Below are 21,737 nucleotides of genomic sequence, written 5' to 3' on the forward strand. Positions count from 1 at the left end.
CCGTCAGCGGTGGCGGCGGTCGCGCGCGGTGCCGCGCGGCGGCTTCCTCCGATCCTTATCCCGATCCCGCTCCTGCTCCCCCGCGCCGCCGGCGGCGACCGTCTCCGGGGGCCGGGAGGTCCCCGTCACGGAGCGCAGGACGGAGAGCAGCTCGTCGTCGTCGGCCGGCTTGAGCAGCACCTTCGAGACGCCTTCCTCGTCCGCCCGGCGATGAAGGTCCTCGGTGGACCACGCGGTCATGACCACGATCGGCGTGCTTCGGGTCTCCGGGTCGTCGCGCAGCCGGCGGCACATCTCCCAGCCGTCCACGCGCGGCATCGCGATGTCGAGCAGGATGACCTCGGGCTTGAAGGCGGAGGCCTTCCTCAGCCCCTCGTCGCCGTCATGGGCGACGGCAACCGTGAACCCCCAGCCCGACGATAGGCGTATCGCGAGCGCCTCGGTCAGGTCGCTCTCGTCGTCGACGATGAGCACTCGTCTACTTTTCAGATGCGTCATGGCGTCCTCCGGCCGCGGCCGCCGCGGCCTGCGCGGCGACCGGCAGCGCGATGTTGAAGCCCGCTCCCCGGCCCGCGACGTTCTCCGCCCAGATGCGGCCGCCGTTGATGGTCATGATCTCCCGGCAGATGGCCAGGCCCAATCCCGTTCCTTTGTAGCCCTCGCCGCCCTTCGGGCGGTCGAGCTGGACGAACTTGTTGAAGAGGTCCGCGCTCCGTCCCTCGGGGATGCCCTTGCCGTCGTCGATGACGCTGATGACGACCTCCTCGGCGACGCGCTTGACCCGGATCTCGACGCGCTCCCGCGCGTAGCGCAGGGCGTTGTCGAGCAGGTTCGACAGGACCTGCGAGATCATGTCCCGGTCGGCCTTCACGCGCGGCAGGCCCTTCGCCGCGTCCACCGTCAGGGAGACGCTCCGGCTCCGGTAGGTCATGCGCAGGTCGTCGGCGATCTCCCGCACCAGCTCCCCGGGGTCGAGCGGGGCGAGGTCGGCCAGCGCGTTCCCGGACTCGAGGCGCGACAGGTCGAGGAAGTTCGAGAGGATGCGCGCCAGCCGGGAGACGTTCCGGTCGGCCATGCGGATCATCTTCTCCTGGTCCTCGGTCAGCGGGCCGGCGAGGCGGTCGCGGATCGTGCCGACGGCCATCTTGATGATGCTCAGCGGCGTGCGCAGCTCGTGCGAGACCGTGCTGAGCAGCTTGTCCTTGAGCTGATCCATGCGCCGGCGCTCCTTGACCTCGGCCCGGACCTGCTCGAGCTTGCGCAGCTCGGTGATGTCCCGGATCGAGACCAGGCGCGCCGGGGCGCCCCGCCATTCGACCGGGGCGGCGCGAAGCTCGGCCGTGACCGGCCCCTTCGCCCCGCGCAGCTCGATCTCGGTCGCGCCTTCGCCCCGGATGGGATGCTCGAAGAGCCGCCCCTGCACCTGCTCGGCCTTGCGGTCGAGCAGGGCCAGCGCGGCGGGGTTGGCGTACCGGACCATGCGCTCCGAGTCGACGATGACGATGCCGTCCGGCGACGCGGCGACGAGGCTCTCCATCTGCCGGAACAGCCGGCTGCGCTCGAGCGCGAAGCCGACCGCGCGGCTCAGCTGCTGCTGGTCGACCTTGCTCTTGATCAGGAAGTCCTGAGCGCCCTCGCCGATGGCCTTGAGCCCCGTTTCCTCCAGCGCGAGGTTGGTCAGCACGACGACCGGGACCCCGGGCGCGCGCCGGCGCAGCGCGGCCAAGGTCTCCAGCCCCTGGCTGTCCGGGAGCATCAGGTCGAGCAGGACGATGTCGAACTCGCGGCGGGCGAGCAGGTCGAGTCCCTGGGCGAGGCTGACGGCGCTCTCCACCTCGTGCTTCATGGACCCGCCGCACGCCTCGTCGATGTACAGGTTCATCAGCAAAGTGTAGTCGGGATCGTCCTCGATCAGCAGGATCCTTATGTTTTTGTCCATGTCGCTCCTCCGCCGCCCGGAAGCTCGACCATCTCGAGCCAGTAGCATCTGAGTAGATTGGCCGCCGACACGAAATCGGCGAACGTCACCGGCTTATGGATGAAGGAGCAGGCTCCGAGGTCGTACGAGCGGATGACGTCCTCCTCGGCGCTCGAGGTGGTCATCACGATGATCGGTATCCGCCTCAGCTCCGGGTCGGCCTTGATCCTCGCGAGCGCCTCGCGGCCGTCCATGCGCGGCATGTTGAGGTCCAGGATCACGAGGCGCGCCCCGCTCGGGGAGGCGGCGCCGTCCTTCGCCGGGCTCCGCTTCAGCGTCTCGAGCAGCTCCTCGCCGTTCTTGACCCAGACGAGCTCGTTGCGCAGGCCGGCTTTCTCGAACGCGCTCTTGGTCAGGAAATAGTCGTCCTCGTCGTCCTCGGCGATGATCAGCTGAACGCTTTTTCTTGGGGCTGCCATGCCATCCTCCCTTCCTGCGAGACGGGCAGGACCACCTTGAACTCGGCGCCGCGCCCCGGAGCGCTCGCCGCGCCGATCGTCCCGCCGTGGCGGGAGACGATCTTCCGGCAGATCGCCAGGCCCATCCCGGTGCCTTGGTATTCGGCGCTGGACTGCAGCCGCTGGAACGGCTGGAAGATCCGCTCCGCGAACTTCATGTCGAAGCCGACGCCGTTGTCGGAGACGACGAGCTCGCACAGCCCGTCCTCCGTCGCCTTCCCGCTCACGCGCACGCGGGGCGCCGCGCCGGGCGCGTGGAATTTGACGGCGTTGGACAGGAGGTTCTGGAGCAGCTGGCGCATCTGCAGGGGATCGGCGCTGATCCGCGGGAGGTCTCCGATCTCGACGCGGGCCCGCGCGCGGGAGATCTCGTGGTCGAGGCTCTCCACGACGTCCCGGGTCAGCGCCCCCAGGTCCACGACCTCCGCCGGGGCGCCGCGCGTCGACACCCGCGAGAGCGCCAGGAGCGCGTCGATGAGGCTCTGCATCCCGTCGACGGCGCGGAGCATGCGGCGAAGATAATCGCGGCCCTCCTCGTCGAGCTTTCCTTCGACCTTCTCCTGGAGCCGGCTGCCGAAGGCCTTGACCTTGTGCAGGGGCGCGCTGAGGTCGTGCGAGGCCACGTAGGCGAACTGGCTGAGCTCCTGGTTCGAGCGGCTCAGCTCGGCCGTGCGCCGCTCGAGCTCCTGCGCCCGGGCGCGGCGCTGCTCGTTCCTCCGCTCGGTGACGTTCTCGAAGGCGACGCCGACCTCGGGACCGCCGAGCGGGAAGACGTTCACGTTGAAATAGGCTCCCGGAGCGTGCCGGCTCGTGAACTCGTGGAGGACGCGGCTCTCCCCGGTCTTGAGCGCCGACACGCAGGCCGCGGGGAGCTCGGTCGCGAAGGACTCGGGGGAGAACTCGCTCAGCAGGGCCCCCGCCGCGCGCGCGCCTTCGGCCCCGGCCAGGGACCGCCCCGCCGCGTTCAGGCTGACGACGCGCAGCGACGCGGCCTTTTCGGGCTCGTCGAGGCGCAGGATCAGGAGGCCGATCGGCAGGCGGTCGAACAGCCGTCCGCTGAACTCCGGCGGAGCGGCCGCCGAGCGGCGCGCGCCGAAGGGCGGCGGCCGGGCGCCGGCCAGGAGCAGCGGCGCGACGACGAGAAGGCCCGAGGCGTTGCCGATCCACCAGATCGCGGCGGCCCGCGCCCAATCGAGGCCCGGGGGCGCGCCGGCGGCGGCGAGCGCGAGCAGCTCGAAGCCCGGGCTGACCAAGGCGATCAGCGCCGCCGCGGCCCATAAGAACGCCGCCGATCCCGCGCGGCGGAAGACGGCCGCTCCCATCAGGGCCTGCGCGGCGGCTCCCAGCCCGGCCAAGGCCATCGCCGTCAGGCCGGGGACGAGGGCCGCGCCGGCGCCGGCGGACGAGGGCCGCTCGTAGGCCAGCGCGGCGCCGAAGAAGACGCCGAAGGCGGCGCCCGGCCCCCACAGCGCCGTCGCCGCGAGCGCGAATCCGGCCGCGGGCCAGAAGGGGGCGGCGTCGGCGGGGCCGGTCGAGAGGTTCAGGCCCGCGCGGGAGAGCGCATAGACGCCGACGGCCGAGGCGCACGCCAAGAGCCACTGCTCCAACGCCTCCCGGCCGCGGAACGCCGGCCGGGACTCTTGACCCCCCATGGTCCACCTCCCGATGATCCCCTAATACGAGGTTACTCGGAATGAAGGCGCAAGCCCATGGATGGCGTGTAAAGCTATTGCGCTCGGCCCGTCACACGCGGCCCGTCAGGACGCGCCGAGGGCGAGGCAGACCCGCTCGCCGGACGGCAAGCGGACGTCGATGGGCGACTTGCCGGGCTGCGGCGCGGGGGGAGCGGCGCAGTCCACGCGGGTGAACACCAGCTGCAGGCTTTCCGACGTCTCCGCGCCGAGCCGCGCCGGGTCGAGCATCTTGTCCACGATGGTGTGATAGCGCTTCAGGATCGGAACGCGCTCTTCCTTGAACCAGCGCCAGTAGGCCGAGTCGGGGAATTCCCGCCGCTGATAGAGGTCCGCGCTCTCGATCGCGCCCCGATCCACCCACTGGATCCAGTTCCGGGCTCCGGCGTCGAGGTAGCCGAACTCGCTGCCCGCCGGCTCGTCCTGAGCCAGCTCCTGGGTGTGATAGAGGATGGCCACCGGCGTCTTCGTGCCGGGGGCGTAAAGGACGTGGCCGTGGTCGAAATCACGCTCGTCGCCGAGATGGCGGAACGCCTTCATGTAGAGCTTGTCGACGAACCCCTGGAGAAGGGTCTGCATCCGGGCGGGCTCGATGCCTCCGGCGGGAGAGGCGGCGCGCGAGGGGGCGGCGATCGCGAAGGACAATATGAGGAACAGGAGTCGTATCGGCATTGTTGAAAGGATATGTTTTTCATGTTACAGCCGTATTGCTTCATCCGCCGATCAAAATACCGTCACCCGGCCGCCATGGCCAAGGCGGGGGAGGCCTTGTATATTGCCCTCAGGCTCGACGATGGGCAAGGAGGCGGCCATGCTGGAGACGAACATCGGCGCATTGGCGTTATTCGTTCTGCTGGGCGGCGCGCGCGCGCAGATCCAAGCGGCGCCGGAGGAGGCCGCGCCCCGGCTCCAGATCACGCGCATGGGCGGACGCGTCGAGGTCGAGCCCGGGAGCTCCGGCGAGAGCGCCGCGCCGAGCCTTCCCTACCTTCCTTCGGGCTCGATCGTCCGGGTGCGCTCGGGCTTCGCCGTGCTGGACTCCGACTACCACGCGAGCGTGCGCGCCGCGGAGGGCGACGTCTTCCAGTTCCTGGCCATACGGCCGGAGGGAAGCCGGTCGGGGACCATGCGGATCGCCGCGGTCGAGAAGGAGCCCCGGTCGCTCGAGGTCAGCGTCGGCGACCGCAAGTTCCGCCTCCGGAAGGGCGGGGCGATCTCGGTCACCTCGGTCTGGGCGGGCGAGATGCTCGTCCGCAGCGAGGGCGCCGGGGCCTTCCTCGCGCCGGGGAGCCTGGCCAACGACGGCTCGATCCTCTCCGAGGTGCGCCGGATGCCCCCCGGGGACGCCGTCACCGTGATCGTGCCGGAGGCGGCCGGATTCGAGCATCCCGCGATCGAGCGCTCGAAGCTCGACGTCTCGGGCGGCGGCGGCCGGACCCTCGTCGTCGAGGCGGCCCGGCCCGCGGAGCCCGCGCTGCGCGCCCGGGAGGCCGAGGCCCGGCGCATCCTCACCGGCTGGCCCGTGACGGCGCAGAGGACCGCGGAGGTCATCATGGAGAAGTACGGGCCGCCGGACCTGGCCATCTCGGACCGCCTCTCCTGGTACGACAACGCCCCGTGGAAGATCACCACCGTCTATCGCGATCCCAACGAGCACATCGACGTCCTCGAGCAGACGATCGGCTACTCGGTGCCTCGGGACAAGGTGCAGGCGCTGGCCGAGCTCGACGTCGCGCTGCGGCTGAGCCGGGACGGCCGGGAACTGTCGGCGACCAGCGAGTCGGAGGAGACGAACTTCCTGGCCTTGAACCTCGCCGACGACGTCGTCCGGGAGCGGCGGTCGCCCGGCGAGGCGCGCGGGTTCTACCTCAAGACCGTCATCCAGATGAACGCCGGGAGATCCTCACCGTACCTCAAGGGCCTGCGCTTCCGCTGAGGCGCGGCCGCCCCGAGTGGGCCCGGGCGCGCGAGCGCGCCCGGGCCTCGCGGCGCTAGCCCCGGACCGTGAACAGCCGCGGCTGGGTGACGAGCATCGAGCCGTCGGCTTCGATCACGCGCGACACCGCGATGTGGTCGCCCTCGTCCTGCGGGGTCCAATCGAACCACCAGTAGCCGGCGTCCATGCGGCAGGGCTTCCATTCCCCGTCGTCGATGGAGAGGCGGACCTCCTTCGCGTCGGACGGGGCCGTGACGCGGAAGCTGTAGTCCTGGCCGGGAGCGAGCGTCTCTCCCGCGCGCGGATAATCGACGCCGACGGTCTTCAGCGGAGCTTGGATCATGGGGTGTCTCCTGTGCGAGGTTGATTTGCGAGCGGTCATTCTAAGGATGCCGGCTGCCGGCCGGGCGGTCTCCGCCCTCCTGCCTTAATTCGCGACCGGCACGCGCGTCCGAGGGAAATCCATCTTCGTCGCCGCCACGTGGTTGGTGTAGTTGGTGAAGATGTTCATGACGGTCGAGGCGACGATCTCGAGGACGGCGGCGTTGCCGAAGCCGGCGGCCTTGAGCGCGGCGACCTCCGAGTCGCTGACCCGGCCGCGCTTCTGCACGAGCGCCTTCGCGAAGCGGAGAGCCGCGAGGGTCTTGGGATCGGCGGAGTCCCCCGCCTGGGCGCGCAGCAGCTCCGCTTCGTCCACCTTGAGGTTCTTGCCGGCCTCCGTGTGGACGGCCAGGCAGTACTCGCTCTCGTTCTCCGAGGCCACCGCCACGGCCAGCAGCTCCCGCAGCCGGGTGTCGAGGGACGTCTGGGAGAGCGCGTCGTGCAGGCGCATGTACGCGTTCAGCACCGCGGGCGAGTTCGCCATCGTCGCGTGCAGGTTCGGCACGCGTCCCATCTTCCGCTGCACCGCGTCGAGCTGCTCCCTCGTCCTCCCCGCCGCCTTCGACAAGTCCGCCGCCGGAATCCTCTGCATGGCCGCCTCCTGGTTCGATGTTCGTGCGCGTCGGGATGATTCTAGCGCAGCCGCCGTTGACGGTTCCGTACCAATCCATTGACGGCCGCGCCCCGCGCTCCGGCGACGTCCTCCCAACGAAAGGGTTACATCCCGGCCATGGCCTCCCCGCGCGGCGGCTCCTATAATCTTCGCGACGGCGGCGCCCGGAGGACGTATGACCAGGCATGCGGACGAGTCGCACCACAAGAAGGCGCGGCGGCACGAGGATTACGACGCGGCCACGCGCATGGGCTTCCTCGTCCACGAGCTGCGCAACGCCCTGGCCTGCGTCTTCGTGGCCCACGCCATGATCAAGAAGTCTCCCGACGCCGGCGCCGCCGCCGCCCTGCTGGAGCGCAACCTGCGGCACATGCGCGTCCTCCTCGACCGCGCCGACGCCGAGGTCCGCCTTCATAAGGAACCGCCGGCGCACCGCCGCCTGATGACCTTGACCGAGGCGGTCCGGGACGTCGTCGCCACGGCGGCCGAGCAGGCCCGCGTCAAGGGCGTGGAACTCTCGGTCCGCGTCGACCCGCGCCTGACGGTCAACGCGGACGGGCCCTACCTCTCGTCCGCCCTGTCGAACCTGGTGCGCAACGCGATCAAGTTCACCCCGGCGGGCGGCACCGTGCGGGTCCGCGGCCTGGAGAAGGAGCACTCCGCGGCGCTCGAGGTGGAGGACCAGTGCGGTGGGCTGCCTCCCGGCGGGATCGCGGAGCTTTTCGAGCCGTTCACGCAGAAGGGGACCGACCGCTCGGGCCTCGGGCTCGGCCTGGCGATCAGCCGCCGCGCCGTCGCGCTCAACGGGGGCACCCTCGGCGCGCGGGACCTGCCCGGGAAGGGCTGCGTGTTCACGATCACTTTGCCGAAGGCCAGGGCCGGCCGTCATGGAACCGTCACAATAGCCTGACGCGGCCATGATTGCTTCCGGCGGACGTCCGGGAATATGCTCTTGGCACGGCGCGTGCGGGAGGGTCACATGAGACGAGCGGTCAGATCGCGAGGCGCGGGCGGCACGGCGGTCCTGGAGGCGCCTCGCCGCGCGCGCACGCCGATGAGCTTCAAGCTGTGGGACACGTTCGGCGCGGACGACGTGGCGCCGGAGATCTCCGTGGAGCATCCGCAGATCGGTCAGCGCAGCTATTTCCCGGAGAGCGAGTACCAGGTCCTGGACTCCTCGATCGAGGGGCTGGAGATCTCCATCGACGACGACGAGTGGCGCCCGTGCCGCCGCGGCGAAGGGTGCTGGTCGTACGAATGGACGGAGTATCAGCCCGGACGCCGGCAGGCCGTCGTCCGCGTCCGTCCGCACCGCAGGGAGAAGGAGCCGCGCCAGACCTGCCTGTTCCTGGTGGACCTGCCGTGACGCGGCTCTCACCGGCCGGCTCGGAAGGCTTCGCCGTGCTCTACCCCGGAGAGGGGGAGGTCGTCGACGCGTCCCGCTGCCGCTTCCTCATCGACGCGCCGGACCGCCGCGTGGAGATCGCCATCGACGGCGAGCATTGGGACGCCTGCCGCCTGGGCGGCGGCTACTGGTGGTTCGAGCGGTCCGGCCTCGCGCCCGGGCGGCATCAGGCGCTCGTCCGCTGCGAGGGGACGTCCGGACGGCCCCCGGTCCAGCGCGCCGTGCGCTTCCTCGTCGCGGCGAGCTGACGAGGCGTTCGCCGTCACGAGGCGGTCAGAAAACCGTGACTCCGCCGCCGTAGCCGGGTACCGGCCGTTTCCCTATCATAGTCCCATGAACAACGAATCCCGACGGTCCGTCGCCTCCCTTTCCGCCGCGCTCCTCGTCGCCGCCGCGCTCCCCGCCTACGCCGCCGTTCCCGATCCGGCCCTGGATTACCCGCTCGAGCGCGGCGTCGCCGCCGGCGAGCAGTGGCGGAAGATGCTGGGCCTCAGCGCCGAGCAGGCCCGCAAGTTCACGGCGCTGGAGAACGAGAAGGCCGCGAGGCTCAAGCCCCTGAGGGAGCTGCTGCGCCATGAGATGGTGAAGCTGCAGTCGCTGCTGGCCGACAACGGCAGCGAGCGCGACGTGGAGGACTCCCTCGAGCAGGTGAACCAGATCAACCGCGCCATCGCGGAGCGCAGCGAGCGCGTCGACGCCGGCCTGAACGCCTTCCTGTCGGCCTCGCAGCGCGCCCGCCTGCTCGTCTGGCGCTCCTTGGGAGGGGCGGACGGCTACGCCGCGCGCCGCCTCGAGGCCGCGACCCGCCACGACGAGGAATCCGAGAGCGAGTAGCCGCGCTACTCGACCGTCACGCTCTTCGCCAGGTTGCGCGGCTGGTCGACGTCGCAGCCCCGCAGATCGGCGACGTGGTAGGCCAGGAGCTGGAGCGGGAGGATGTTGACGATCGGCGAGAAGTGCTCCCCCACGGCCGGCACCTCCACGATCCGGTCGGCCTTGCCCCGCAGGCGCCGGTCGCCCTCGGTGCACAGCGCGATGAGCCGGGCGCCCCGGGCCTTGGCCTCCTCGATGTTCGACAGGGTCTTCTCGAACACGTCGGATCTCGTGGCGATCGCCACGACCGGCATGCGCGCGTCGATGAGGGCGAGGCGCCCGTGCTTCATCTCCCCGGCGGCGAAGCCCTCGGCGTGGATGTAGGATATCTCCTTGAGCTTCAGCGCCCCTTCCATGGCCGTCGGATAGTTGACCCCGCGGCCGATGAAGAGGACGTGCGCGGCCTCGCGCAGTTCCGCGGCGATCTCGCGGATCTGGCCGTCGAGCTTCAGGGTCCGGCGCAGGAGCTCCGGGAGGGCCGCCAGCTCGTCGACCCATTCGCGCGCCTCCTCGACCGGCATGAAGCCGCGCGCCGTCCCGGCCTGCAGGGCCAGCAGGCTCAGGGCGGTCAGCTGGCCGGCGAAGGCCTTCGTCGAGGCGACGCCGCACTCGGGCCCGCAGAAGGTGTGGAAGTTGAAATCCGCCTGGCGCGGGATCGCCGCGCCGACCGTGTTGCCGATCGAGAGGACCTTCAGCCCGGCCTTCTGGACCAGGCGGACGGCCGCCAAGGTGTCGGCGGTCTCGCCCGACTGGCTGATGGCGACCACGAGCGTGTTCGGCGCGAGGACGGGACGGCGGTAGCGGAACTCGGAGGCGGTCTCCACCTGCGCGGAGATCCCGGCGTGGCGCTCCAGCAGGTATTTGCCGACGATGCCGGCGTGCCAGGAGGTGCCGCACGCCAGGATGTGGACGCGCTCGACGCCGCGCAGCAGCTCGGGCGTCAGGCCGCTCTCGCGGCCCAGGCGCCCGGCGTCCCGTGGGGGCAGCCGTCCGCGCAAGGTGTTCTCCACCGCGCGCGGCTGCTCGTGGATCTCCTTGAGCATGAAATGGCGGAAGCCGCCCTTCTCGGCGGCCGCGCTGTCCCACTCGATGACGGCCGGCGTCTTCTCGATGGCGCGGCCCAGCGCGTCGAAGAAGGCGCAGCGGTCGGCGCGCAGGACGGCGGACTCCCCGTCCTCGAGGTAGACCACCCGCCGCGTGTGCTTGAGCAGGGCGGGAACGTCCGAGGCGATGAAGTTCTCGCGCTCGCCGAGGCCGATGACCAGGGGCGAGTCCTTCTTGGCGGCGACGATCGACCCCGGCGCCTGGGCCCAGATCGCGGCCAGGGCGTAGGCGCCGCGCACCCTGTGGATGACCGCGCGCACGGCGTCGGCGAGCGCGGACTCGGAGGCCGCGGCGGACGTCCCCGTACCGTGCTTCGCGAGCTCCTCCTCTATAAGGTGGGGGAGCACCTCGGTGTCGGTCGCGGACGTGAAGTAGTGCGCGCGCGCGGTCAGCTCGTCCCGGAGCGTCATGTAGTTCTCGATGATGCCGTTGTGGATCACCGCGATGCGGCCGGCGCAGTCCGTGTGCGGGTGCGCGTTGGCCTCGGACGGCCCTCCGTGCGTCGCCCAGCGCGTGTGCCCCAGGCCGAGGAAGCCGAGCACCGGCCTGCGCGCCATCAGGTCGTCGAGGCAGGACAGCTTTCCGACGCTGCGCGCGACGGTGAGCACCCCTTCCGCGACGACCGCCAATCCCGCGGAATCATAACCGCGGTACTCGAGCCGCTTCAGCCCGTCCAGGAGGACCGGCACGGCTTGCTTCGATCCGGCGTAGCCCACTATTCCACACATGGGACGGATTATATCGGCGCGCGCCGCGCGCGGCCATGGAGCGGGCGTAAAGCCTGCGCTTTCGAATCGTGACGCGGACGTTCGCAAGATCGTTACTCGCCCGTCCAGCGGATCAGATATCAGGATGCTAGCATCCGTGCTCAAGACCGCAGAGGAGAGAGCAATCATGACACCGAAGACCACGACCTTGACGAGAGGGCCCGCCGCCGCCGCCGAAGCCGGCCGGGACGCGGACGCCCTCGGATCGCTGCTGAAGAAGTTCCCGACCCGCGACGCGCGCGTCGCCGTCATGGGGCTCGGCTACGTCGGGCTGCCGCTGCTCCGCTTGTTCGCCTCGAAGGGCTTCCGCGTCATCGGCTGCGACACGGACCAGTCGAAGATCGACTCGCTCAACCGCGGGCGTTCCTATATAAGGTCGGTCCCGTCCGAGGACATCTCCCGCCACCTCGCGGCCAAGCAGCTGCTGGCGACGTCCGACTTCCGCAGCCTCGCCGGGGCGGACGCGATCTTCGTCTGCGTCCCGACGCCGCTGACGATGGACGGCAAGCCCGACGTCTCCGCCATCCGCCAGACCGCGAAGGCCATCGGCGCCACCCTGCGCAAGGGACAGCTGATCATCCTGGAGAGCACGAGCTATCCGGGGACGACGCGGGAGGTCATGAAGCCCGAGCTCGAGAAGCGCGGCCTGAAGTGCGGGAAGGACTTCTTCCTCGCCTTCTCGCCGGAGCGCGAGGATCCCGGCAACAAGGATTTCTCGATCGAGCAGATCCCGAAGATCGTCGGCGGGATCGACGAGCCCTCGCGCACGGCCGCGGCCGCGCTGTACCGCGAGGCGGTGGCCCGCGTGGTCGAGGTCTCCTCTTGCGAGGCGGCCGAGGCCGCGAAGCTCCTCGAGAACATCTATCGCTGCGTGAACATCGCCCTCGTCAACGAGCTGAAGATGTGCTTCGATCGCATGGACATCGACGTGTGGGAGGTCATCGGCGCGGCGGCGACCAAGCCGTTCGGCTTCCAGGCGTTCTACCCGGGCCCCGGCCTGGGCGGCCACTGCATCCCGATCGATCCGTTCTACCTGTCGTGGAAGGCCCGCGAGTTCCAGTTCAACACCCGATTCATCGACCTCGCCGGCGAGATCAACATCCAGATGCCCTACTACGTGATGGCGAAGCTGGAGGAGGGACTGAGGGCGCAGGGCAAGAAGCTCGAGGGAGCGCGGGTGCTGATGCTGGGTCTCGCCTACAAGAAGGACATCGACGACCCCCGCGAGTCGCCGGCCTTCAAGCTGCTCGAGCTCCTGGAGCAGAAGGGGGCCTCGGTGGTGTACAACGACCCGAACATCCCGAAGTTCCCGGACTCGGAACACACCCGCCATCTGAAGGTGAGCGCCGTGCCCGTGACGAGCGCGACCTTGGCCTCCGTCGACGCGGTCGTGATCGTGACGAACCACAGCGACTACGACTACGAGATGATCGCGCGCGGCGCTCCGCTCGTCGTGGACACGCGCAACGCCTGCGCCGGCCAGACGCAGTGGAAGGACAAGATCGTGCGCGCCTGACGGCGCGCGGTCATTTGACCAGCACGAAGCTCTGGTACAGCACGCCCGAGTCCCGTTTCTTGACCCGGGCGAGGTAGACGCCTGACTCGCGGACCCGGCCGGCGCCGTCGCGTCCATCCCAGACGATGGACGCGGCGCCCTGCCGGGAGGCGCGGAACACGACGCGTCCCTTCAGGTCGTAGATGTCCACCTCGTCCGCCTCCGCCCCGAACCGCGCCTCGTCGTTGATCCCGTCGCGCAGAGCGGGGCTCAGGATCTTCTGCGGCGCCCGCGCGTCGGCCGCGGTCGGGGCCGCGGCTCCGGCGTCCGGCGCGGCCGCGAGCGACGCGGCGGCCGTCCCGGCCGGGTCGATCTCCCGCACGCTCATCTTCTTGTAGATCAGCCCGTCCGTCCCGACGTTGTCGCTGCGCCAGTAGACGGCCTGGTTCGGCCTGCCGGTCTCGGTCCCGGGGCGCGCGTCGCTGTTCGTCAGCCTCAGGGCGGGGTCGATGCCGGCCTTGCACGGGGTCCCGCCGACGCCGAAGTTCAGGCCGTTGTCCTGAAGCTCGTTGACCTTGACCCAAGATCCGCCGCCGGCGCCGTCCGTCATGTCGAGCCAGCTCTCGAGCTTCACGTCGCCGTTGGGCAGGTCGTACACCGTCAGCTTGTAGCCGATCCACCGGTCGTACGGCAGCCCGCCGGCGAACTGCGTCTTGTTCTGCACGGCCGTCGAGGCGGGGTGGCTCGTCTCCTTCTCGAAGTCGATATGGCCGTCGTACCTGAAGCGGCCCATGGCGCCGCGGGTGTCGCAGGGATTCACCGACTCGGCCATGTGGTTGGTGCGCGTCGCGCCCACGATGCCGCCCCAGGGCGTCCCGGAGTCGGAGACGCGCTTGGCGTAGACCGTCATCTCCACGTTGCGCCAGCTCTGAGCCAAGGCCGGGTCGTAGATGTACATCCGGGGCACGGCCCCGGAGATCAGGAGCTGGCCGGCGCCGTCGACCTTGTAGGTCGCGTTGCCCTTGCCGTGGAACCAGGGGTCCCGGGGATCGTCGCCCCAGCCGAAGGTCCGGGCCGCGCCGTTGCCCCAGTCGGAGAACCATTCTTTCCCGCCGCCCGCCGTGGGGTAGATCTGCGTCACGCCGAGCTTGTCCGCGCCCGGAGCGGAGGCGACGGACGCCGTCGCCGCGGTCGCGGTGCTCGTATCGACCGCGACGTTGCTGAAGCGGACCCGGGAGTCCTCGTTATAGAGGCCGATGCGCCCGGAGCGGTACGGACGCTCGGCGTCGGTGAACGTCGCGAGCAAGGTCCCGTCCGCGTACGCCTTGATGACGTCGCCGCTCTGGACGATCTTGACGGCGTGCGTCCCGCCGATCGGGAAGACCGGGGAGGAGCCCGTCGCCAGGAAGCGCTGGGCGCCCGGGTAGGCGGGGTCCGCCTTGCCCAGCTCCCAGCCGTTGGGCTTGAGCGTGAAATAATAGAAATGGGTGTTGTCGGCGTAGTTCCAGACGAGCCAAGCGACCTCCCAGGCGTTCGGCGCCGAGCCCGTGCGCAGCTGCGCGACGGTGAGCATGTCCGCCGTCAGGGTCAGCGGGCCGCTGAACGACGGCCCGAGCACCATGGACGCGTGGGTCTCGGAGGGGGAGGCGCTCGGGAAGGGGCTTTCCTCGAGCCAGGACTTCACCCCGTCCGTCCTGACCGAGTTGCAGCCGTAGCCGTTGAAGAGCGACGTCCACGGGCCGAAGACGGCTCCGTCGGCGAGGCAGACGTCCGGCGCGTAGGAGGAGAAGTCGTCGGAGAAGGTGGCGACCGTCGCGGGGGGCGCGACGGCCGCGGTCGTGAAGGTCGAATCCGGCGAAGCCGAGATGTTCCCGGCGGCGTCGCGGGACTTGACCCGATAGTGGTACTGGGTTCCGGCGGCTAGGCCGCTCAGGACGGCGCCGTGCGCGGTCGTCAGGGCGGCGTCCAGGGCGGTTGAGGCGCCGTAGGCCGTCGTCGCCCCGTACTCGACCTGGCCGTCGGCCGCCTCGCCGGTGGTCCAGGAGACCGTCGCCGAGCTCTGCCAGACGGGCGAGGCCGACACGGCGCCGAGGGCGGGAGGCGTCGTGTCGGCGGCGACGGCGGCCGCGCCGCACACCGTCTCGCGGCCCGTCGAGGCGAGGAGGGCCAGGTTGTTCAGCGCGGAGGCCTTCTTCTGCTCGTTGCGGAAGGCGTAGGCGGCGGCGATCCTCTGCTCGGCGCCCGCGCCCTGGCGGACCCAGGCGTCGTACGTGCGGGAGGACAGGTTCACCGCGAGCCGGAAATGGTAGGCGAGCCCGGCGGCGTAAGGGACGGAGGAGGCCGCGGCGTAGGCTCCGCCGTTGCGCGCGTCGATCCTGCCGGCGTTGTTGAAGCGGACGGCCGCCGCCAGCGCGGCGTAGCCGGAGGCCGCGCCGTAGGAGAGGCCGCTGACGCCGTCCATCCTCGCGGAGCCGGGCGTCGCGTCGAACTCGACGGTGAAAAGACCGGTCTGCGAGGGCAGGGAGGCGTTCCTCCAGGTCCCGGCGCTGTCGAGGCAGGCCGCCGCGGACGCGCCGGAAGCGGCGAGGAGGAGTCCGGCGAGGAGCGCGAGCGTTTTCAGGCGGAAAGGCGCGGCGTTGTTCATGTTCAAGGGTTCCTCGTGGAAGCGGGAGCGGAGTCGCCGAAGCGGTAACGGACGCCGATCATGTGCGTGCCGGCGTTGTGGGCCAGGAGATTGCGGCTGAGGATGAAGGCGTAGTCGAAGCCCAGGCGGTCGAACTGGACGCCGCCGCCCGCGCTGAACTGGTCGGGGCTGGCGCCGAGGCGGAACTTGACGCGGTCGCCCTCGAGCGACTTCTCCAGGCCGACGGAGGGCACGCTGCGCTCCTTGAGCGAGCCCGACCCGGAGTCGCGGTAGAGGAAGTCGGCCGTCAGCTTCAGCCTCCACGACTCGACGGCGTAGGACAGGCCCGCCTGATACTCCCGCGGGACCCGGTCCTCGGTGGCCAGCCCGACGTCCGGGCGGTTGACGTTGCGCACGGCCAGCGCGGCCCTCAGGGGACCGGCGACGGCGGCGCCGGCGCCGAAGTCCAGGGCGAACGCGCCGCGCGAGGAGCCGTCGCGGAAGACGGGGTCGGCGGACGCCGCGGGATCGGAGGCGATCAGGTATTTATGGTGGAGGTGCTTGCCGGTGACGCCGGCGTCGAGGAAGCCGAACCAGCGCCGGGCGAACGAGACGGCGACGACGCGCTCCTCGAGGAGGCCGGACGCGCGCAGGTCGGCGTACCCGGCCGACAGGACGCCTATCTTGGTGGGGACGCCGAGGGAGGCGAAGCCCTGCCCGAGGGCCTCGACGCCGCTGAGCCCCGCGAAGTACCGGTTGTACATGAAGTAGGCCTCGGGGCGCTCGAGGCCGGAGGCGCCGGCGGGGTTGAGGAAGAGCGACGCGCTGTCGCCGGAGCCGGCGAGCACGGAGCCTCCCATCGCGGCGGCCTGCGCGCCGGTCGGGGCGAAGTCGAAGGCGGCGCGGGCGCTGAGCGCTCCGCCGGCGACGAGCCCGGCGCAGAGGAGCGCGCGAAGGGCGAGGGACGCGGATGCGGACGTCCGGTGTCGTTTCATCGGTTTGGGCAAGTGGCTCTCCGGTCCTGACGTGAGGCGGATGCCGGCGGCGGGCGCGCCGGTGACGCGGAGGGGGGAGTCGGATCGCCGCCCTAGGCGGGCGGCCCTCGCCTGGATGCGTCGGCGAGTCACGGCGGGGAAACGAATGCGTCAAACGGACGACATCAAGATGATAACAGCCGGCGGCGACCGTCCGCAAGCCCCGCTCAACATTTTCGTAACACGCCGGCCATGGCGAGGCTCGCGCGGAAGTCCTAGGATGCGCGCAATGGCAAGCTCCCCGGCGCCGCATATCGTGGTCCTCGCGGGCGGCGCCGGGGCGAGGATGAGGATCGGGCATCCCAAGGCCCTGCATCCGGTATTCTTCCGGCCGATGATCCATCACGTCCTGGACGCGGCCGAGGCGCTCGAGCGCGCGTCGATCCGTCTCGTGGTCGGCCGGGGCGAGCGCGAGTTCCGCGAGCAGTGCCGCGGCTACAAGGACCTGAGCATCGTCCGCCAGGAGTCCCCGCTCGGCACGGCGGACGCGGTCCGGGCCGCGGGGCTCGCGCCGGGCCCGGACGGCGACGTCCTGATCCTATACGGCGACGTCCCGCTGCTGACGGCGGGCACGCTGCGGGAGCTGACGGCGCGGCACGCCGCCTCGGGCGCCGGCTGCACCGTGGGCCGGGCGGCGGGGCCGGAGGGGCGCGCCGTCGCGCACTGCTACCGGCTCAAGGACCTGCCGGCCGCGCTCGAGGGCGCCGGGGACCTCCGCGTCCCTCGCGGAGCCGCGGAGTTCGTCCTGCCGGACCCCGCCGAGGCGCTGGACGTCGACGACCTGCATGAGCTGTGGCGCGCGGAGACCGCCTTGCGGGAGCGCTACAACCGCGAGCTGATGCTCAAGGGCACGGTCCTCCAGGATCCGCGCACGACCCTGATCGATCCGCGCTGCCGGATCGGCCCCGACGTGCGCATCGAGGGCGGCTGCACGGTGATCGACTCGGTCCTCGGAGCGGGCGTGCGGGTGGAGGGCTTCTGCCGGATCGTCGACTCCGAGGTCGGGGCCGGGAGCCTCATCCTGCAGGGGACCCTCGCTGAGCAGGCCCGCGTCGGGCGCGACTGCCGGGTAGGGCCCTACGCGCATCTCCGCCCGGGCACGCGCCTCCAGGACGACGTCTGGCTCGGGAACTTCGTCGAGCTCAAGAACGCGAGCCTGGGCTCCGGGACGAGGGCCGCGCATCAATGCTACATCGGGGACGCGCAGGTGGGGAGGAAGGTGAGCATCGGCGCGGGCTTCATCACGAGCAGCTCGAGCGCCGGGCCGCTGAAGCAGAGGACGATCATCGAGGACGAGGTCGTCGTCGGCGGCGCCTCGCAGACGATCGCGCCGGTGACGCTCGGCGCGGGGAGCTTCGTCGCGACCGGGACGAGCGTCACCGAGGACGCCCCGCCGGACTCCTTCGTGATCGGCCGGAGCCGTCAGGTCACGAAGCCCGGCTACTCCAAGAAGTACGGCAAGGCGAAAGAGCCGGGCGCTCCCCGCTGAGGCCGCGCCTCAGCCGGCGGCGGAGGTCTTCACGCCCGTCCGGCGGAGCCCGTGCCGGCGCCCGTTGTCCCGCGGTGCCGCGAACTGGATGGAGGACCTGTCGCCGAGGTTCGCGATCATCAGGCCGCTGACGTTCATGCCCGCGTCGGACAGCAGCTTGGTCAGCTTCGCCAGCTCTCCAGGGCGGTTCTTCACCACGATGTTGTAGCGCGCCGTGTTCGTTCGCTGCATGGGGCCTCCTCCTTTATAAAGTCCGTCAATCGTAGATCGCGTAATCCGGATCGAAGCCGAGCTTCTCGATGATCGCCATCGCGTTCGCGGGCTGATCCACGGCGAGCACGATCCGCATCTGCTCGCCTTCGACGTTGCTGTAGAGGGACAGGATGTTGATGCCCTCGGTCGCCAGGGACTTCGCCAGCTTGTGCAGCTCCCAATGATGGTGCGGCATCTCGAACTGGAAGATGAGCTCCTCGCGCACGGAGACGCCCAGCTTCTTCAGCTCCTCTCGGAGCGCCTCGCTCTTCGGCGCGAGGAACTGGACCAAGGTCCGCGCGCCGACGCAGGTGGTGACGACGGACTTCATGTCCACCTTCGTCTTGGCGAGGAGCCGGTTCAGCCGCTCGTTCACGACGGGATCGCTGGGGAACTCGACGTTGTACTGGGTCTTTCCTGGGGTGCGCATCGGATCCTCCTTGACGCTGACTCATTGTAGGTCCCGGAACGCGTCCCGCCCATAGTGACCGCGTAACAAGAATTTGCCCGGCGCGTCCCGCGGTCCACATCGCGGCATCAAATTACTGTTTCACCCTCGCAATGGTTTTGCGGGCGAGGGTCGACTAAACTTGGTCAGCGTTCGAAGCCGTCAGTCGCAGGGAGGCCGGCATGATCGTCGCGGCGCATCAACCGAATTTCATCCCGTGGCTCGGATATTTCGACAAGATGAGCAAGGCCGACCTCTTCATCGTCGTCGATCACGTCCAGATGGAGCGGCAGAGCTACCAGAACCGCGTGCGGATCAAGACGGGAGCGGGTGAGCGCTGGATCACGGTGCCGGTCGTCCAGGAGTCCCGGTCCGAGCGCATCATGGACAAGCGCATCGACAACAGCCGCTCCGGCCGCTTCCGGTGGAGCCGCAAGATGTTCCTCACCCTCAAGTACGCCTACCAGTCGGCGCCGCACTTCCGGGACTACGAGCCCGCCCTCGCCGAGATCTTCGAGACGCGCTGGGAGCTCCTGAGCGGCCTCAACGGACGGCTCATCGAGTTCTGCCGCGAGGCTCTCGAGATCCGCACGCCGATGGTGCGCAGCTCCACCCTCGCCGTCGCGGGCTCGAAATCCGACCTGGTCCTCAATATGTGCCGGGAGACCGGGGCGACGGCCTACCTCGCCGGGGACGGGGCCTCGCGGGGCTATCTGGACGTGGACGCGTTCGAGCGGGCGGGGATACGCGTGCACTGGCAGGAATTCGAGCATCCGCGCTACCGGCAGCATCCGTCCAGCGAGGTCTTCATCCCGAACCTGTCGACGTTCGATCTGCTGTTCAATTGCGGGTCCCGGAGCGCTCAGATCCTGCGCGGGGAACGGGTCCGCGGGGGGGTCCTCGTATGACCGTGAGCGTCCTGGAGCGGGCGGCGCCCGGGCGGGCCGATCTCTTGAGCAAGTACGCGGGCCAGACCGTGATCGCGGTCGGCGCCCATCCCGACGACCTCGAGCTCGGCTGCGGCGGCACTTTGGCCCGCCTGAGCCGTGCCGGCGCCCGCGTCGTGATGGTGGTGGTGAGCATACCCAGCAGCCTGCGCTCGCGCCGCCTCGAGGCGATGAAGGCGGCCGAGATACTCGGGTGCGAGGTCCGTTTCCTGACGCCCAACAAGTGCTGCCGGGTCGAGGACCTCAAGACGCATCAGCTGGTCGGCATGATCGACGCCCTCGTCAAGGAACTCGAGCCGGCGGCGATGTTCTGCCATTGCCTGGCGAACCTGCATCTCGACCACAAGCTGGTCTACGAGGCCTGCATGGCCAGCCAGCGGCTGCGTTACTTCGACATCTTCTGCTACTCTCCGACGAGCTGCCACGCCGTGAACATCGCCTTCTATCCGCACGCCTACATCGACATCTCGGACACGATCGAGGAGAAGATGCGGGCGATCCGAGTCCATTCGAGCCAGTTCGACGCGCGCGGCCTGAACACCGAGCGCTACCGCGAGGTCGACGGGAACATGGGAAAGATCGTGGGCGTGAAGTACGCCGAGGGCGTGGAAATCATCCGCATGAAAGTCAATTAGACTTGCGCGCAGGATCGAGGAGGGGCCATGAACTACGAGGAGAACACGGGCGTCGGCGACCGCCGCGCGGCGGGCGAGTATGAGCTGGAGAGCGGACACGAGAGGCGTCAGCGCCTCCGGAGCGAACGGATAAGGAAATGGCGAAAGGAGACGCGTCATCCCCGGGCCGGCGACGGCGACGACCGCCTGGTGACGGCGCTGCCGCGGCGGTTCACGCCGTGATCGAGGCCGTCTTGCGGGACGCTCCGCCCGCGGGCGCCCCGCCCGCCGACTTCGCCGCGCTGAGCCGGCTGATCTCGTCGCGCGGGCTTCGTTTCGCCGAATTCCGCTTCACCGACATCGAGGGCCGGCTCTGGCGGATCATGATGCCCGCGGACGCGGTGAACGAGGGTCTCTTCTCCCGCGGGCTGCCCCTCGACGGGCAGCCCATCGGGGGGAGCTGGGACGGGCTGATGCGGCTCATGCCGCGGCTGGACGCGGTCTACGTCGACGCCGCGGCGGACGCGCCCCGCCTCGTCATGTTCTGCGACGTCTTCGAGCCCGGCGGCCGCGGCCCGCTGGAGCTCGAGCCGAGGCACGTCCTCGCCCGCGCGCTGGGCGTCGCGGAGGAGCGGCTCGACGGCGCGCTGGTGATGGGCGTCGAGCCGGAGTTCCTCCTCCTCGAGCCCGGCGGCCTTCCCGCGGCGGAGAGCGTCGTCTGGGACTTCCTGGCCCGGCTCGCGCTGGCGCTCGGCGACGCCGGCATCCGGGTCGACTGGTTCCGGACCGGCCCGGCCTCCGGGCAGGGCCGGGTGCAGATGCGCGCGGGCGCGCCGCTGAAGATGGCGGATCAGGTGATGCTCTATCGCCAGCTGGCGGCGAACCTCGCGCGCGAGCGCTCGCTCACGGCTTCGTTCCTGCCGCGTCCGGTCCCCGGCGGCGGCACGCCCGGCATGCCCGTCCACGCGGCGATGTGGAGGGGGGGCGAGAACCAGTTCCACGACGAGCGGGGCTGGGCGCTGACCAGCCCGACATGCCGCGCCTTCGCCGGAGGGCTCCTGGCGCATCTGCCCGCGCTGACGGCGCTGTGCGCGCCGACGACCAACTCCTACCGCCGCCTGATCCCGGGATTCTCCGGCCCGGTCGAGCCCATCGTCTCGACGATCGACCGGGCGGCGGCCTGCCGCATCCCCGCCCGCACGGCCGCGGCGGGCGCGCGGCGGGTCAAGTTCTGCTGCCCCGACTCCACGGCGAACCCGTACCTGGCGCTGGCGGCGGTCATCCTGGCGGGGCTCGACGGCGTCGAGCGGGGGCTCGTGCCCCCTGTGGACGGCGACCGGCCGGCGGGCACGAGGGTGCCGCATTGCCTCGAGTCGGCGCTCGACGGCCTCGACGCCGACCGCGCCTTCCTGACGGCGGGGGGGGCCTTCACCGACCTCCTGCTCGACGCCTGGATCAAGGACCGGTGGACGCGCCACATCCTTCCACTCCGCTCGCGGCCGCACCCGTGGGAGCTGACGCGAACCGACCAGTTCGGAAGCGCCCTGGGCGTGGACGCGACCCTCGGAGGGTGACATTTCCTACACCGAACCGTGACGCTGCCTCCATGGGCGAGCGCGGGCGTTTCTG

The 21,737-nt window shown here is 70.3% G+C and carries 23 protein-coding genes; 11 read left to right on the forward strand and 12 right to left on the reverse strand.

Annotated features, from left to right (window positions below; genetic code table 11):
- Positions 1-3: 3 nt before the first annotated feature.
- The 5 genes from HYV14_01860 to HYV14_01880 all read right to left on the reverse strand — a co-directional run bounded on the left by HYV14_01860 (position 4) and on the right by HYV14_01880 (position 4,799).
- Positions 4-498, reverse strand: a complete 495-nt coding sequence (locus tag HYV14_01860) for a response regulator (GenBank protein ID MBI2384736.1) — start codon at positions 496-498, stop codon at positions 4-6.
- Positions 479-1,939, reverse strand: a complete 1,461-nt coding sequence (locus HYV14_01865) for a response regulator (GenBank protein MBI2384737.1) — start codon at positions 1,937-1,939, stop codon at positions 479-481. The genes HYV14_01860 and HYV14_01865 overlap by 20 nt, the downstream gene beginning before the upstream one ends.
- Entirely contained in the window at positions 1,924-2,397 is a 474-nt protein-coding gene (locus HYV14_01870) for a response regulator (GenBank protein ID MBI2384738.1), read from the reverse strand. The genes HYV14_01865 and HYV14_01870 overlap by 16 nt, the downstream gene beginning before the upstream one ends.
- Complete coding sequence (locus HYV14_01875) at positions 2,367-4,088, reverse strand: PAS domain-containing protein (protein MBI2384739.1); 1,722 nt, start codon at positions 4,086-4,088, stop codon at positions 2,367-2,369. Before HYV14_01875 ends, HYV14_01870 begins: the two co-directional genes overlap by 31 nt.
- Before the next feature lie 105 nt (positions 4,089-4,193).
- Positions 4,194-4,799, reverse strand: a complete 606-nt coding sequence (locus HYV14_01880) for a hypothetical protein (GenBank protein ID MBI2384740.1) — start codon at positions 4,797-4,799, stop codon at positions 4,194-4,196.
- A gap of 103 nt (positions 4,800-4,902) precedes the next feature.
- Here HYV14_01880 and HYV14_01885 point away from each other — a divergent pair, with 103 nt between their 5' ends.
- Positions 4,903-6,063: a hypothetical protein gene (locus HYV14_01885; protein MBI2384741.1), complete on the forward strand. Its 1,161-nt coding sequence runs from the start codon at positions 4,903-4,905 to the stop codon at positions 6,061-6,063.
- 55 nt (positions 6,064-6,118) lie between these two features.
- Here HYV14_01885 and HYV14_01890 read toward each other — a convergent pair whose 3' ends face one another.
- Both HYV14_01890 and HYV14_01895 read right to left on the reverse strand, forming a co-directional pair.
- Positions 6,119-6,406, reverse strand: a complete 288-nt coding sequence (locus tag HYV14_01890) for a hypothetical protein (GenBank protein MBI2384742.1) — start codon at positions 6,404-6,406, stop codon at positions 6,119-6,121.
- Positions 6,407-6,490: 84 nt separating this feature from the next.
- Positions 6,491-7,036 (reverse strand): carboxymuconolactone decarboxylase family protein, encoded by a 546-nt coding sequence (locus HYV14_01895; GenBank protein ID MBI2384743.1) that lies wholly within the window; start codon positions 7,034-7,036, stop codon positions 6,491-6,493.
- A 196-nt stretch (positions 7,037-7,232) separates the two neighbouring features.
- On the opposite strand from HYV14_01895, the gene HYV14_01900 reads away from it, so the two are divergent.
- From HYV14_01900 to HYV14_01915, 4 genes are all read left to right on the forward strand, one after another.
- Positions 7,233-7,967 (forward strand): HAMP domain-containing histidine kinase, encoded by a 735-nt coding sequence (locus HYV14_01900; protein MBI2384744.1) that lies wholly within the window; start codon positions 7,233-7,235, stop codon positions 7,965-7,967.
- Positions 7,968-8,036: 69 nt separating this feature from the next.
- Positions 8,037-8,423 (forward strand): hypothetical protein, encoded by a 387-nt coding sequence (locus tag HYV14_01905; protein MBI2384745.1) that lies wholly within the window; start codon positions 8,037-8,039, stop codon positions 8,421-8,423.
- A complete protein-coding gene (locus HYV14_01910) occupies positions 8,420-8,710 on the forward strand; it encodes a hypothetical protein (GenBank protein ID MBI2384746.1) in 291 nt (96 codons plus the stop codon). The genes HYV14_01905 and HYV14_01910 overlap by 4 nt, the downstream gene beginning before the upstream one ends.
- A gap of 85 nt (positions 8,711-8,795) precedes the next feature.
- On the forward strand, positions 8,796-9,296 hold the full coding sequence (locus tag HYV14_01915) for a hypothetical protein (protein MBI2384747.1): 501 nt from the start codon (positions 8,796-8,798) through the stop codon (positions 9,294-9,296).
- 5 nt (positions 9,297-9,301) lie between these two features.
- Here HYV14_01915 and glmS read toward each other — a convergent pair whose 3' ends face one another.
- Positions 9,302-11,167 carry a glutamine--fructose-6-phosphate transaminase (isomerizing) gene (gene glmS / locus HYV14_01920; GenBank protein ID MBI2384748.1) on the reverse strand — a complete coding sequence of 622 codons (1,866 nt, stop codon included), beginning with the start codon at positions 11,165-11,167 and terminating at the stop codon, positions 9,302-9,304.
- 166 nt (positions 11,168-11,333) lie between these two features.
- On the opposite strand from glmS, the gene HYV14_01925 reads away from it, so the two are divergent.
- Positions 11,334-12,722, forward strand: a complete 1,389-nt coding sequence (locus tag HYV14_01925) for a nucleotide sugar dehydrogenase (protein ID MBI2384749.1) — start codon at positions 11,334-11,336, stop codon at positions 12,720-12,722.
- Between the two features lie 10 nt (positions 12,723-12,732).
- Here the strand turns inward: HYV14_01925 and HYV14_01930 are convergent, their stop codons facing one another.
- Both HYV14_01930 and HYV14_01935 read right to left on the reverse strand, forming a co-directional pair.
- Positions 12,733-15,351: a fibronectin type III domain-containing protein gene (locus tag HYV14_01930; GenBank protein MBI2384750.1), complete on the reverse strand. Its 2,619-nt coding sequence runs from the start codon at positions 15,349-15,351 to the stop codon at positions 12,733-12,735.
- Positions 15,348-16,331 (reverse strand): type IX secretion system membrane protein PorP/SprF, encoded by a 984-nt coding sequence (locus tag HYV14_01935; protein MBI2384751.1) that lies wholly within the window; start codon positions 16,329-16,331, stop codon positions 15,348-15,350. The genes HYV14_01930 and HYV14_01935 overlap by 4 nt, the downstream gene beginning before the upstream one ends.
- 256 nt (positions 16,332-16,587) lie before the next feature.
- On the opposite strand from HYV14_01935, the gene HYV14_01940 reads away from it, so the two are divergent.
- Positions 16,588-17,847, forward strand: a complete 1,260-nt coding sequence (locus tag HYV14_01940; GenBank protein MBI2384752.1) for a bifunctional N-acetylglucosamine-1-phosphate uridyltransferase/glucosamine-1-phosphate acetyltransferase — start codon at positions 16,588-16,590, stop codon at positions 17,845-17,847.
- 9 nt (positions 17,848-17,856) lie between these two features.
- Here the strand turns inward: HYV14_01940 and HYV14_01945 are convergent, their stop codons facing one another.
- Together HYV14_01945 and HYV14_01950 are read right to left on the reverse strand one after the other, a co-directional pair.
- The gene (locus HYV14_01945; GenBank protein MBI2384753.1) at positions 17,857-18,078 is read right to left on the reverse strand and encodes a hypothetical protein; all 222 of its coding nucleotides are present in this window, start codon (positions 18,076-18,078) and stop codon (positions 17,857-17,859) included.
- 25 nt (positions 18,079-18,103) lie between these two features.
- Positions 18,104-18,529 (reverse strand): hypothetical protein, encoded by a 426-nt coding sequence (locus tag HYV14_01950; protein ID MBI2384754.1) that lies wholly within the window; start codon positions 18,527-18,529, stop codon positions 18,104-18,106.
- A 200-nt stretch (positions 18,530-18,729) separates the two neighbouring features.
- Between HYV14_01950 and HYV14_01955 the strand changes: the two genes are divergently transcribed.
- The 4 genes from HYV14_01955 to HYV14_01970 are packed head-to-tail and all read left to right on the forward strand — an operon-like array spanning position 18,730 to position 21,682.
- Positions 18,730-19,455 (forward strand): WbqC family protein, encoded by a 726-nt coding sequence (locus HYV14_01955; GenBank protein MBI2384755.1) that lies wholly within the window; start codon positions 18,730-18,732, stop codon positions 19,453-19,455.
- Complete coding sequence (locus HYV14_01960) at positions 19,452-20,129, forward strand: PIG-L family deacetylase (GenBank protein ID MBI2384756.1); 678 nt, start codon at positions 19,452-19,454, stop codon at positions 20,127-20,129. The genes HYV14_01955 and HYV14_01960 overlap by 4 nt, the downstream gene beginning before the upstream one ends.
- A 27-nt stretch (positions 20,130-20,156) precedes the next feature.
- Complete coding sequence (locus HYV14_01965) at positions 20,157-20,351, forward strand: hypothetical protein (protein ID MBI2384757.1); 195 nt, start codon at positions 20,157-20,159, stop codon at positions 20,349-20,351.
- Positions 20,348-21,682 (forward strand): glutamine synthetase, encoded by a 1,335-nt coding sequence (locus HYV14_01970; GenBank protein ID MBI2384758.1) that lies wholly within the window; start codon positions 20,348-20,350, stop codon positions 21,680-21,682. Before HYV14_01965 ends, HYV14_01970 begins: the two co-directional genes overlap by 4 nt.
- Positions 21,683-21,737: the final 55 nt, after the last annotated feature.

This window comes from Elusimicrobiota bacterium, from assembly GCA_016182905.1.
In the GTDB taxonomy this organism is placed as follows: Bacteria; Elusimicrobiota; Elusimicrobia; order UBA1565; family UBA9628; genus GWA2-66-18.